Genomic DNA, 13,190 nt, shown 5'->3' with positions numbered 1-13,190 from the left:
AACAGGTGCTTTTCAATTTCATTTATACGTGCTTGCTGAAAACATTTCGTTTAATTCTGCTGCACGTTTAGTGGCTGTTTTGACACAATCGACAACGGCCTCTTCAAATTGATAGGCAGCCAGTGTGTTCAGGCCGGCTTCTGTTGTACCGCCTTCACTTGTAATTTCTTTGCGCAGTTGGGCAGGCTCTTTTCCGCTGTCTTGAAGCATATTGGCGGCGCCTGCAATCATTTGGCAAATGAGTAATTTCGCAGTTGCTTGGTCCATTCCAAGTTCCGAAGCTCCTCGCTCCATTCCTTCAATCAAATGATAAATGAAGGCTGGGCCGCTGCCTGCGATGGCTGTCACAGCATTTAGCTGCGATTCATCTAATACTGTGACATGCCCGATTGTTTCAAACAGCTCGACGGCTTTTTTCTTTTGCTCCTCTGTCACTTCATGACTTACGGCAATACCTGTTGCTGACTGCTGAATCGCCGCTGATGTATTTGGCATCGCACGAACGACTGCTGTCTTTCCGCCAGCATAGTGTTGAATCGTTTCAATGGAAATACCAGCTAAAATAGAAATGATCAGCTGTCCATGTAAATGAGGCTGGACTTCAGAAATTCCGCTTTCTGCATCCTTCGGTTTTAAGGCAAAAACGAGAATATCCGCTTCTTCATAAATAAAGGACCGAGCGAAATCCGTTTTGACCCCATAACGTACCTGTAATTCTTCTAATCGTTTTTCATTCGTTTTGTTTGTAACAATGATATCTTCATTCGACATCATTCCGCTTTTTAATAAACCTTTGATCATAGACTCTGCCATTGAGCCTGCACCGATAAATCCAATTTTACTCATAAGCTGCTCCTCCTTGTAGAAAATAAAAAAACCTCTCGCCTGAAAAGGACGAAAGGTTTTTCGCGGTACCACCCTCAATTAGCATGCAAACCTGCATACTCAGCTCTAGTCCCTTAACGCGGGAAACGTTTAGGTTTGCCTAACAGCTCAAAGGGCAGGTTCAGCAAATAAGAGGATGGTGAAGTCTTTCAGCCGGCGGACCTCACTCTCTTGCATCGTTATTTTGCTTACTAATCCTTATCACCCGCGCATCATATATTTGTTGTTCATTATGCAACGATGGACAAGTTTATGTCAATAGGGCAGTTTAAAAAATTGCCCATCTAAACCGCATGACAGTCTGCCTTTTGCAAGATACAATGAAGTATGAAGGCTTAAGTACCCACAATCATGAGTCAAAAAGCAGGAGATGACGTATAAAAGTGAAAGAAAACATCATTCAATTATCCATCCCGACGCCGTTTGCCGTTGGGGATGTGCATGCATATGTATTAAAAGGAGAGGCCGTCACCTTAGTAGATTGCGGTCCGATGACAGAAGAGGCAGAGCATGCTTTTGTCACGCAATTAAAGGAACATCGTTTATCGATAGACGATATTGATCAAGTGGTGCTGACCCATCATCATGCAGATCATGTCGGTCTGTTAAATCTGATGAAACCTCATGTCCGTGTGATCGGACACCAGCTAAATGAGCCGTATATTAGTCAGGATCCAGTGTTTAAGCAGCGCCAAGTGGACTTTATGATTCCTTTTTTTCAGCAGTTAGGTGTCCCGCTTCGGCAAAATGAGTGTGAAAAAATGGTGAAGCAATCTTATACATATTCTTGTACTTCACATGTAGATGAGGTCATAAAAGAAGGTGATCGTTTAAGCGGGCATGAACACTTCTTTGTGATGGAAACACCCGGACACGCACAATCTCATCTTTCTTTTTTAGATGAAAGAACGGGGAATTTTATTGGCGGCGACCTGCTTTTGACAACCATTTCTTCAAATCCGTTAATGGAAGCACCGTATGAAGGCGAGGAACGTCAAAAATCACTGCTTCAATATAAAGCATCACTCAATCGGTTATTGCGTCTGCCAATCAAGACGATTTATCCAGGACACGGTCAGCTCATCACGTCCCACCATGAGTTGATTGAAGAAAGATTTAAGAAACAAGAGAAACGAGCAAATACGATGTATCAGCTGCTTAAACAAAAAGAAATGACGGCCTTTCATCTTTGCCGCAAGCTATTTCCTGTGATGTATGAAGAGGCCTTGTTTTTAACGATGTCTGAGACAGTCGGTCAGCTGGATGTGCTCTTAGAGGCTGGGCAAATTAAAGAAATGCAAAAAGACGGAATCGTCTATTACAGAGCAAACTAAGGAGTGAAATGCATGGGGCGATTGACAGGAAAAAGGATTTGGATTACTGGCGCATCTGGGGGCATTGGTGAAAAAATGGCGTACTTGGCAGCAGAAGAAGGCGCAGAGGTCATTATTTCAGCAAGACGAGTGGAAAAGCTTACTAGTGTGAAAGAAAAAATTATGAGTGCTGGCGGGGTGTGTCACATCGCTCAGCTTGATGTCAGCCAGCTTGAGGACATTGATCGCGCGTATGAAGAAGTGGGGCCGGTCGATATTTTGGTCAACAATGCCGGCTTCGGCGTATTCGATCTTGTCGAAGATGCCTCCATAGAGGAAATGGTGTCGATGTTTGAGGTGAATGTGTTTGGCTTAATCGCCTGCACGAAAAAGGTCATCCCTGAGATGAAGCAAAGAGGGCAGGGACATATTATCAATATCGCGTCCCAGGCAGGAAAGATTGCGACACCCAAATCAGCTATTTATTCCGCATCAAAGCATGCCGTTCTTGGATTTTCAAACAGCCTCAGAATGGAGCTGGCAGACTCAGGCATTCACGTGACGACAGTCAACCCAGGACCAATTGCCACAGACTTCTTTACCATCGCTGACCGCAGCGGTGAATATGTGAAGAACGTTGATTTTATGATGCTGAGTGCGGACAAGGTGGCAGGGAAGGTCGTATCTGCCATGATGACGAAAAAGAGAGAGATTAATCTGCCCGGCTGGATGAACGCTGGCAGCAAATTGTATCAGTTATTCCCATTTTTATTTGAAAAAGCAGCACGAAAAGCGATGATGAAAAAGTAACAAAAAAGAAACCGGTTTTGAACTGGTTTCTTTTTTTGAGGTAAGGCTTCATTGTGACACTTTCTATATCCGTCTTGCCGCTTGCTGAAGCGGGTCCCATACACTGTTAAAAGGCGGTGCATAGCTAATATCTAAATCTTCAAGATCTGTTATGGTCAGCTCTTGGTAAAGGGCAGCCGCCACGATATCGATCCGTTTATCTACACCGTTTCTGCCGATGATTTGGGCACCAAGCAAGGTATGGTCATCGCTTCTGTAAATCAGTTTCACTTTCATTTTCTGCGCTTCTGGGTAATACTTCGCGTGATCTGTACTATCAATGGTGATGACGGAGAAAGGAATGTCTGCCTCTTTTGCTTCTTTTTCTGATAAGCCTGTTCGTCCCGCTGTCACGTCCATAAATTTCATGACGGCTGTTCCAGTCACGCCTTGAAATGCCCGGTTTGTTCCTGTCATATGAAATCCTGCGATTCTCCCTTGTTTATTCGCAGTTGTGCCAAGCGGAATATAATCCAGTGATTTTTTGATGCGGTGGTAGGTCGCCGCGCAATCACCGGCAGCATAAATGTCTTTTATATTGGTTTGCATGTATTCATTTACTGCAATAGCGCCATTTTGAAGGCGCTTGATTCCGGTATGATGTAAAAAGGAGGTTTGTGGAGTGACGCCGATGGCCATGATGACCATATCTGTTTGAATGGTTTGTTTGTCTGTGATAACAGCTGTGACATGTGACTTGCCTTCTAATTGCTGTACCGTTTCTCCGAGCGATACGTGAATGCCCTTGGCGTCAGCCTCTTCTTTAAGGTGTTTTGCCATATCGGAGTCAAAGCCCGGGCCGAGTGCTGCTCCCCGCTGAATGATATGTACGTTTTTTCCGAGCGCTTTTAAATTTTCAGCCATTTCAAGGCCGATATATCCACCGCCAATGATCGTGACATGTGTGACGTCCTTTTTTAAATGGTCTAAAATGGACAGCGCATGCGGGATGGTTTTTAATACGTGTACGCCTTCTAATGGCTGGCTGTCTAAATCCAGTGTGACAGGGCTTGCTCCTGTCGCAATTAAGAGGCGGTCATAGCTTTCTGTAAAGGGTTCTTTTGTTTTCGTATGATGACCCGACACTGTTTTTTGCTCTGGGTCAATAGAGGTCACTTCGTGTAAGCATCTGGCGTCAATTCCATATTTCTCGCGAAAGGTTTCGGCACTGCGTGCGATCAGCTTTCTGTGATGATCAATGAGACCGCCGATCAAATAGGGGAGTCCGCACTGTCCATATGAGAAAATCTCTCCTTTTTCAAAAGCAACAATGTGTGCATCTGGATCCTCTCTATATATTTGCATAGCGCAGCTCATTCCTGCTGCGTCTCCGCCAATCATCACATATTTCATTTGGTTTGCTCCCTTCTATCTATCGTACTGAATACTCTTATTTACCCTCATATTCCTTTTTTTAATGCTTTTTTTTGCAAAAGAAGTAAACTTTCGTTGAAAAATAAAGACAGCGCCTTCATTTTAAGCTACAATCGGATTATCGTCTTTTTGGGTTACGAGTTTAGTGAAGATTGGTGGGAAAGACTTTGAGTGACACGAGACTAGATTTTAATACGCTATACACGCGCCATACGAGAGAGGCTTGGGCAGCTCTTGGAGAATATATGCCGGTATCTGTTTCAGAAGAGGAAGCGAGAGCGCTGCAAGGGTTAAATGACTATTTATCGCTGGAAGAAGTTCGAGATATTTACATACCGCTTATTCGTTTTTTGACATTACATGTCTTTGCAGAAAAACAAAAAAACCAGCATGTGAATGCCTTTTTAAACTACCCGCACCATGCCAAAATTCCCTTTTTAATTGGGATTGCTGGAAGTGTAGCTGTCGGGAAAAGCACAACGGCTCGTATCATTGAAACGCTTTTATCGAGGCTTGGAGATGGGCTGAAGGTGAGTCTTGTGACAACAGATGGCTTTTTATATCCTCAAAAAGAATTAAAGGATCGAGGGCTGATGGAAAAGAAGGGCTTCCCGGAAAGCTATGATGTCAAAGCCCTGCTGTCTTTTTTGAATGAATTAAAATCAGGTAAACAAACTGTGCATGCCCCGGTATATTCGCATCTGACCTATGACCGGCTAGAAGGGGTGTATGAAACAGTAGAGGATGCGGATATTGTCATTATTGAAGGAATCAATGTGCTCCAATCACCAGCGCTGGATGATCTGAAGGATGAACCGCGTGTGTTTGTATCAGATTTCTTTGATTTTTCGATTTATGTAGACGCCGCTGAAACGCAAATTCAATCATGGTATAAAGAACGATTTCGTTTGCTTAGGGAAACAGCCTTCCAAGACCCAGAATCCTTCTTTCATCAATATAAAGATTTGACGGATGAAGAGGCAGATCAAATGGCAAGCACGATTTGGAATACCGTGAACCGCCCAAATTTATATCAAAATATTTTACCGACAAAATATCGAGCTGATCTCATTTTGAAAAAAGGGGATCAGCACAAGGTGGAAGAGATCGCCATCCGCCGGGTATAAAGAAAAAACCGCTCAAACGAAAGAGCGGTTTTTTTAATGATCTCCACTTACTTTAACAGCTATGGCTGCTGCCGATCGCTTTTTTAGACGGTAATATCCAATGAGTAAAAATGGAACGCCTGCGATGGTGATCATTGACAAGACCGTAAAAATGGAGAGGGGATGGGCTGCGCCAAAATAGTCAATGCACAGTCCACCGACAAATGGTCCGATGACGCTGCCGAGCTGAGAAAATCCCATCGCCCCAAAGTACGATCCCTTCACTTCAGGCTTTGCAATATTGTCTACAAAAAGATCCATCATCGCAAATAGCAGAACCTCCCCAATCGTAAACACGACAATGATGAAAGCAAGCATGCCGAGACTTTGTGAAAAAGCAATGGCAAACAAACTGCCGGCAAGAAGAATATTCCCGGTGGTCAGCGACAAAATGGTGGAGTAGCGCTTTGCAATCATGATGAGCGGATATTGTACAACAATGACAACCACTGCATTTAAAGATAAAAGATATCCAAACAGCTTAGGACCATCCTCAATCATAGGTGACGCTGATAAGTATTGAGGTAGCGTTGAGCTTAAATGCGAATACCCGAACGAACATAAGGTAACGCCGATGAGGATGATGCTAAAGACCGTATCTTTTTGGATAATGGAAAGGGCTTTTTTGACGCTGATTTGTTTCGTACTTTCTGGAGCAGCAACTGGATGCTTCTGAAATTGCCAGGCCAGTGTTAATCCATATAACAAATAAATGAAGGCAGCGACAAGAAATGGAAATGTTGTTTTCGATGATCCTAGATATAAGCCAAGCAGCGGGCCGAAGATCACCCCGATATTAATGGCCGTATACCGTAAATTAAAAACAAACAACCGAATACTTGATGGGGTGACATCGGATAAGAGTGCCTTAGACGTCGGTTCAAACAGTGCCCGGCACAGTCCATTTAAAGCGTTCATGAGAAAGAAGACCCAAATGGCATCTGCAAACGCAAAGCCAACAAAGACAAGTGTCCAGCCGAAGATGGATAGAAGCATGACCTTTTTCCTGCCGATTCGGTCAGAAACATAGCCGCCGTAAAAACTCGCCACGATCCCAATAAGGGAGCTGACGGCAATGATTAACCCAGCTGAAGAAGCTGAAGCCCCTTTGACTTGTGTCAAATAAACGGCTAAAAAAGGAATGCTCATGGACGTCGCCATTCGGCCGAATATGGTGCCGATGATGATCGTCCAACTAAGTGGATGTAAAGTACGTAAGTTATTTTTCATGATGTTTCTCCCCTGAGTGTTAAGATGTTCCAATCATACATGAAAAATTGTGCAAATTAAATACACAATTTGATGGAGGAGACATCCGCCATAGGACAGAGGAGCCCCAAATAGCTCGCAAATTTGGAGAGCATGTTTTTTTCTCACGGTGCTTCTATGTCTTTTAGTATGCTGATTCGTACGATCACTTAAAGACAATTTAATCAAGATCAATCGCGACAATTTGCTGCAAGGACAGGTGGAGAACATCTTCATCATTGACGATTTTTATGCGCCGGGTTTCATAATGAATGGCTTTCACCCAGCCCCAAAACTGCTGTTTCATACCTGCTGCAGCATATGTCACGCAAATCGCTTGATCCTCTGTAATCGACTGTGTGATCAAAAAATTCATTTCCTCTAGCTGATCAGTGCTCAGCGGAGGAGGCGTGTATTCTTTTTTCTTCCGTTTTTGAGCAAGCAGCTGTTCACGGTGCTCTGGGAGCATCATTCGGCTTGATTCCCACATGATGTTGTATCCAGGTGTTAATTTATTGGGATTCATGGATGTTCGCCTCCGTTATCTGTAATGTCCACCAATTTTTTCGGCGCGGTGATACGCCTGCCCTGCGCTTGTTAGTGACGAGGCGTGCAAGAGTGCAGCAGGTCCATACTTCATATGGATCGCATCAAATACTTTGCTGAGTCTGTCTTTTTTAAAATGGTGATCAAATAAACTCAGCTGATATTGGCTGTCAGGCTGCAGCTGCGAGAGAGTAATACCTACACTGCGAATGGGCTGGCCGTCCCAGTGCTGCTGGCATAGCTGAATAGCTGCTTCTGCAATATCTGTCCCGTACTGTGTGGGTGAATGGAGCTTGATTTGTCGATGAAATCCAGTCGGATGAGAAAAATCAGCACCTCTTACGCCAACAGACACCGTTTGCCCAACATAATGCTTAAAGCGCGCACGTCTTGCCACTTCTTCACTCAATTCAAGAAGGGCGACTTTGATGTCCTCAAAGGACGCATAATCATGGGGAAGGGTCATATGATGCCCAACCGCTTTTTGCTGATCATGTGTGTGAAGAGTGACCGGGGAAGGGTCGTGTCCTAAAGCAGTTCGCTGCAGAAGCTCCCCGTTGATTCCCCAGCGTTTTTTTAGCCGGTCTAACGGATAAGCAGCAAGTGTCCCGATGGTACTGATGCCCATTCGTTTTAAGTGGTGCTCCATCCGTTTGCCGACACCAAATAATTTTCCAATCGGAAGCGGCCATAAATCAGCCGCAACCCGGTCTGCACGAAGTTCATAGATGCCAGATGTGTTTTTTTTAGCAAAATGGTCACAGGCCATTTTAGCGAGCACTTTATTAGGACCAATACCAACACGTGCGTAAATGCCCGTCTGGTTCATAATGGTCGTTTGTATATTTTGAGCGATCTCGCGGGGTGAACCGAGTAGTGTCACACTCCCCGTAATATCGAGAAACTGTTCATCAATTGAATAGGGTTCGACAAGATCTGTGTATTGTTCAAGCAGTTCTGTCATCATGACAGAGACATCAAGGTAGCGCTGCATACGTGGACGTACAACGACGGCTTCAGGGCATTTCTCCTTTGCTTCCCATAATCTTGATGCATTTTGTACGCCCCGTTTTTTAGCGAGCGGGCAGGCCGCAAGTACGACCCCGCTCCGCCGCTCGGGATCTCCTGAAACGATGAGCGGCACATCCTTCAAATGGGGAGCCTCCACTTTTTCGACTGACGCATAAAACGACTGCATATCCACAAGCAGAATGGCTCGTTCATTCATGATTTTCACCTCTTAGAACGTATGTTCTGTATACATTTTAACCGCCAGAAGGTGAAATTGATACTGGTAAATCATTCAAAGAGAAGAGTGTAAATCCATACAAAAAAGACGAAGTGTCTCCACTTCGTCTCATCTGGGTAAAATGAGTCATTTTAAGCATGTGCCAAGTTGTTGGATGTTTGGAGCGGCTCAGAACGCAAACGATAGGCCGTTAGTTTTTTCTTAGGCTTATGGGTAAACTGCCGCACCACATCCACGTGGTCATCGTAATGATACAGATAAAGGGTTACATCATGCTTGCCAAGCTTTGTTTGCATGGTAAGCGGCGCCGGTCCTTCCTGTGGATGAAGAAAACGCTCTTCATCACCAGGGTAAATATAGTAGCGTTCAATAAAGATCGCATCATTAAAATGTTGAATAATTTCAGATGTTTGCTGATCATCGAGTGGACGTCCTTGAAACGTCATCGTTGTTTGATCACTTGTTACTTTTGCATGCACCGCATAACGACTAAAAAGGCGTTCAACAACACCCGAAGGCAGCGAAGTGACAAGCAGCTTTAAAAGACTAAACACAACAAGTGAAGTAACAATCCAAACCAATATCATCATCTCCAATAAACGTTTGTTCCATTTCCTATATGATTCATCTTAACATAACAAAAGAATAAAACTTTCGCACAAAAAGTGAACTTTTTGAAATAAGTGTGAAGATTTAAAAGGAGATGACAGCGAAAGAACGAAGAACCAACAAAGCTGAAAGGAAAAAAGGCTGATACATCACCTTTACAAACAATTGATCAGACAGGTAGACTATTGAAACAGTTGATTTTTTGTGAAAAAAGAGCGGTACAGCTAAAAACGAAAAGGGGCGAGGTCATCATGATACGTCAAGTAAAACCGTCAGATTTTTATGCGGTCACATCCGTCATTCAAAGCTGGTGGGGAGGCAGAGATTTGCGCGCAAAATTGCCAAAGCTATTTTTCGAACATTTTCAGCAAACAAGTTTTGTTGTTGTTGAAAAAGGTGAACTGATCGGCTTTTTAGTCGGTTTTTTATCGCAATCACATTCAGATGAAGCGTATATTCACTTTGTCGGGGTACATCCAGACCACCGGAAATTAAAGATTGGCAAAATTCTCTATCAAGCGTTTTATGAAGCGGCTGAAAAGGAAGGAAGAACGACGATTAAGGCCATCACAGCTCCTGTCAATAAAGTCTCGATTGCTTACCATACAAAGCTCGGTTTTCAGATAGAAAAGGGAGATAAAACAGTGGATGGCATTTCAGTTTTTTCAGATTACGACGGCATTCATGAAGACCGGGTGCTATTTGTGAAAAAGCTGGAGGCGAAAGCATGATCATCAGACTGGATCAAAAAAATAAAGAAATAGCAAAAGAGCTGTTACATATACAATTAGCCGCATATCAGCGGGAGGCAGAACAAATTGGCTATCAAGATTTACCGCCCTTAAAAGAAACGGTTAAAGACATAATAGAAACAGATGAGATTTTCATAGGATTTGAAAAAGAGGGGCATTTGTTAGGGATCGCTTCATATGAACTACATGACGATCGGATCATCCTCAGCCGGTTAGCTGTGCACCCACATCATGTCAATCAAGGAATCGGGACAGCGCTCCTGCAATCCATTATCCAGCATCAAAAAACAATCGAGCTCACAACAGCAGAGGCAAATACACCAGCAATCAAGCTTTATGAAAAATTAGGGTTTAAACAGAAGGCCCGTTTGCAGGTGGAAAACAATCTGATGTTAACAAAGATGGAACGTTTGATGCTTCGAAAGGTGGAAGTGATTGAATACCAATCGAGCTGGCCAAAACAATTTCAAGATGAGCATGACAAGCTGAAAAAGATAGTTGGCGACAACTGGGTATATGGCCACCATATTGGCAGTACGTCAGTCATAGGAATGGCGGCTAAGCCAATTATTGATATCTTGCTAGAGGTGAAGCATATCAGCAGCTTAGATGAGTGTAACCATCTGTTTCGCCAGCTTGGATATGAACCGCTCGGAGAAAATGGACTCAAGGGAAGACGTTTTTTTAGAAAAGGCGGCTTGAACCGAACACATCACGTTCACGCCTATGAAGCCGGACATGATGATGTAAAAAGGCATTTGGTGTTCCGAGATTATTTAAAAGCTGCACCTGACCGTGCCAAAGTCTATGCAGATAAAAAGCGTCAATTGGCAAAAGCCTATCCTGAAGATATGGCAAGTTATATCAAAGGAAAAGATGAGCTCATTAAAGAAATTGAACAAGAAGCGTACAATTGGTCAGACCAGTTAAAGACAAATGATCAGACATAAGAGCTGACAGGGCGTGAACATGTTTAATTGATGACTGATATGTTACAATGTAACAATCAACGAAAAAAGGATGTTCGGCATGTATATTCATATAACAGAACCAGCAGCAGCGTTCCTTACAAAACAACAAGCAGGGCATGAAACAAAAGAACTGCTCCTTCGATATGATTCAGATGGGTGCGGCTGTGCGGTAAGCGGTGTCCCAATGATTTGGCTCACAGGCGAAAGAACAGGCGAATGGGAAGAACTCAAGCATAATCAGCTCTTTAAGCTGTACATACACACAGCACAAAAGGTCTTTTTTGACGAGGAAATGACGATTGATTTTAACGAAAAAGCCAACACACTCATGTTGAAAAGTCCTCAACAAATACTCAGCCCGAGAATGGGTATACTTGTAAAGTAAGGTGGAAATGTAGTGGATCAAAAGCTAAAAGCAATACAAAATACGGCACAAAATAAAACATGGGTGTCGTTTTTAAATAACAATCATCCCTATAGCCTTTTGCACTGGTCAATAGGTGGAATGGATTCGGTGAAAAAGGACGTTTGGCTTCTTCAAGATGAAGTCACATTTGAAACAGAAGAATTTCCAACGCTCGATTTAGCTGTCAATTGGATCAAAGAGAATATGGACCAAGTAACAGATGTATTATAAAAGCCCTTTTTCGAAAGGGTTTTTTTCGTGCGTTCATCATCTCATCACACCGCATGGCTGTCTAATCCGGAAAATGATCTTTTGGGAACGGAAAAAGCCGTTTTTTAACAAACAATTCGACAAAATGAGCAAGCTGGAAATAAAAAAATAATGGCTGTAAATGCCGAAAAATAGGCATTTGCAGCGTTAATTGCGGGATACCGAAAACTTTGCGAAAAATGACATTTCATATTTCTTCCATTCGAGGAAATGTGATAGAATACAACATGTATCGTATATGAGAAGGGAGGTGCTAAAGTGAATTGAAGCTCAAGCTGTCATCGCCTCAGGTTGGAATCAAAATAAACGAATGGTATAGGCAGATTTGCGGATTTCATGTGATGAAAGCAGAGAAGCTGAAGGCGGAGATCGAGCAGGAAATCCTGGAGATGGAGCAGGATCAAAACTTATTATTGTTTTACCAGCTGATGGATTTTCGCCACAAGGTGATGCTTGAATATTTTGAACCGGCAAAGAAAGCCTCGAATGATGAAGAGATTAAGAATTTGCTAGAAACGATTGAACATTCACAAACGAAATTAACGGATATGCTTGAATACTATGTTCATTTTTTCACAGGAATGTTTGAATTTGAACAGAGAAACTATTTAAGTGCCATTGCTTATTACCGCTCAGCAGAAAAAAAGCTCAATCTCATATCAGATGATATAGAAAGAGCAGAATTTTACTTTAAATTAGCAGAAATTTACTACCACATGAAACAAACCCACTTTTCGATGCACTATGCCTTGCAAGCGTTAGATACGTATTCTGCCTACAGAACGTACACGCTGAGAATCATCCACTGTGAATTTGTCATTGGTGCAAACTATGATGATTTGAAATGCTATGAACATGCATTGCCCTACTTTAAAAATGCTCTAAAGCGAGCACGCTCAATTGGAAACCCTCGAGTCATAGGTTCGGCCCTTTTCAACTTAGGTAACTGTTATTATCAAATGAACGATCTTGCGGAAGCAAGGCGTTATCTGAAAGACTCTATTGAAGTGTTTGAAAAGGAGAATTTAACCCATCTTAATCGCTCTCTAGACCCACTATTTATGCTGACACAAATCCTGTTTAAACAAAAACAAATAGAAGAGTCATTAACCCTCTATCAACAAGGTATTATAAAGGCCTGTGAATTAGAAGATGAAATTTACATCTGCAAATTTCAATTCTTAAAAGCATTGTACGTTGATGCAGACATAACAATCATAGACGATACATTAGACCTGCTCGAGGACAAGCGCTTATACCCAGATATTGAGGAATTGGCACTTGATGCGGCTCATTATTACAATGAGCTTGGACTGTTTGAAGTATCTACCCGGTTTTACGAAAGGAAAATTCAAGCCATATCAAAAATCCAAAATGGGGGTCATTTATATGAAAACGAGTTTGATAGTTCTTTTATTGGCAGCAACTGCAGGATTATCGGTCATGAGTCAGCAGCAATCGGAAGAGAGCCATATGGAGCTTGCGGGCAGACACCATACAACAGTGGTGACTATCGCATAAGTTAGCTCAAAAAGAGGGGACGAACTGCTGT

At 42.8% G+C, this 13,190-nt stretch carries 14 protein-coding genes; 8 read left to right on the top strand and 6 right to left on the bottom strand.

All coding sequences use genetic code 11. The features are described 5' to 3' along the window. Nucleotides 1–18: 18 nt before the first annotated feature. Nucleotides 19–846 (bottom strand): pyrroline-5-carboxylate reductase, encoded by an 828-nt coding sequence (proC, locus tag NSU13_RS10935; protein WP_065214657.1) that lies wholly within the window; start codon nt 844–846, stop codon nt 19–21. A gap of 422 nt (nt 847–1,268) precedes the next feature. Between proC and NSU13_RS10930 the strand changes: the two genes are divergently transcribed. Both NSU13_RS10930 and NSU13_RS10925 read left to right on the top strand, forming a co-directional pair. Further along, a complete protein-coding gene (locus NSU13_RS10930) occupies nt 1,269–2,219 on the top strand; it encodes an MBL fold metallo-hydrolase (protein WP_211043270.1) in 951 nt (316 codons plus the stop codon). Between the two features lie 12 nt (nt 2,220–2,231). Continuing rightward, nucleotides 2,232–3,008, top strand: a complete 777-nt coding sequence (locus NSU13_RS10925; protein ID WP_061109320.1) for an SDR family oxidoreductase — start codon at nt 2,232–2,234, stop codon at nt 3,006–3,008. Between the two features lie 63 nt (nt 3,009–3,071). Here NSU13_RS10925 and NSU13_RS10920 read toward each other — a convergent pair whose 3' ends face one another. Beyond that, a complete protein-coding gene (locus NSU13_RS10920) occupies nt 3,072–4,400 on the bottom strand; it encodes a CoA-disulfide reductase (protein WP_061109319.1) in 1,329 nt (442 codons plus the stop codon). A gap of 188 nt (nt 4,401–4,588) precedes the next feature. Here NSU13_RS10920 and coaA point away from each other — a divergent pair, with 188 nt between their 5' ends. Continuing rightward, complete coding sequence (coaA, locus tag NSU13_RS10915) at nt 4,589–5,548, top strand: type I pantothenate kinase (protein WP_024428044.1); 960 nt, start codon at nt 4,589–4,591, stop codon at nt 5,546–5,548. A gap of 33 nt (nt 5,549–5,581) precedes the next feature. Here coaA and NSU13_RS10910 read toward each other — a convergent pair whose 3' ends face one another. The 4 genes from NSU13_RS10910 to NSU13_RS10895 all read right to left on the bottom strand — a co-directional run bounded on the left by NSU13_RS10910 (nt 5,582) and on the right by NSU13_RS10895 (nt 9,211). Beyond that, nucleotides 5,582–6,817 (bottom strand): MFS transporter, encoded by a 1,236-nt coding sequence (locus NSU13_RS10910; RefSeq protein ID WP_024428045.1) that lies wholly within the window; start codon nt 6,815–6,817, stop codon nt 5,582–5,584. A gap of 199 nt (nt 6,818–7,016) precedes the next feature. Next, entirely contained in the window at nt 7,017–7,361 is a 345-nt protein-coding gene (locus tag NSU13_RS10905; protein ID WP_034280328.1) for a YolD-like family protein, read from the bottom strand. Between the two features lie 15 nt (nt 7,362–7,376). Further along, nucleotides 7,377–8,609, bottom strand: coding sequence for a DNA polymerase IV (locus NSU13_RS10900; RefSeq protein ID WP_211043274.1), 1,233 nt, complete (start codon nt 8,607–8,609; stop codon nt 7,377–7,379). Between the two features lie 152 nt (nt 8,610–8,761). Next, complete coding sequence (locus NSU13_RS10895) at nt 8,762–9,211, bottom strand: YfmQ family protein (RefSeq protein ID WP_024422888.1); 450 nt, start codon at nt 9,209–9,211, stop codon at nt 8,762–8,764. Between the two features lie 279 nt (nt 9,212–9,490). Here NSU13_RS10895 and NSU13_RS10890 point away from each other — a divergent pair, with 279 nt between their 5' ends. The 5 genes from NSU13_RS10890 (at nt 9,491) to NSU13_RS10870 (ending at nt 13,164) form a co-directional block, all read left to right on the top strand. After that, entirely contained in the window at nt 9,491–9,970 is a 480-nt protein-coding gene (locus NSU13_RS10890) for a GNAT family N-acetyltransferase (RefSeq protein WP_024428048.1), read from the top strand. Beyond that, nucleotides 9,967–10,941, top strand: a complete 975-nt coding sequence (locus tag NSU13_RS10885; protein WP_034280332.1) for a GNAT family N-acetyltransferase — start codon at nt 9,967–9,969, stop codon at nt 10,939–10,941. Before NSU13_RS10890 ends, NSU13_RS10885 begins: the two co-directional genes overlap by 4 nt. Nucleotides 10,942–11,020: 79 nt before the next feature. Next, nucleotides 11,021–11,347: an iron-sulfur cluster biosynthesis family protein gene (locus NSU13_RS10880; RefSeq protein ID WP_024428050.1), complete on the top strand. Its 327-nt coding sequence runs from the start codon at nt 11,021–11,023 to the stop codon at nt 11,345–11,347. 12 nt (nt 11,348–11,359) lie between these two features. Further along, nucleotides 11,360–11,599, top strand: a complete 240-nt coding sequence (locus NSU13_RS10875; protein WP_061109315.1) for a YqkC family protein — start codon at nt 11,360–11,362, stop codon at nt 11,597–11,599. Nucleotides 11,600–11,901: 302 nt separating this feature from the next. Continuing rightward, entirely contained in the window at nt 11,902–13,164 is a 1,263-nt protein-coding gene (locus NSU13_RS10870; RefSeq protein WP_070326525.1) for a tetratricopeptide repeat protein, read from the top strand. Nucleotides 13,165–13,190 lie beyond the last annotated feature (26 nt).

The organism is Bacillus sp. FSL M8-0049, from assembly GCF_038593355.1.
Classification (GTDB): Bacteria; Bacillota; Bacilli; order Bacillales; family Bacillaceae; genus Bacillus; species Bacillus safensis.
Note: the sequence above shows the minus strand (reverse complement) of the source record. Positions and strands in the feature narration are given on the sequence as shown.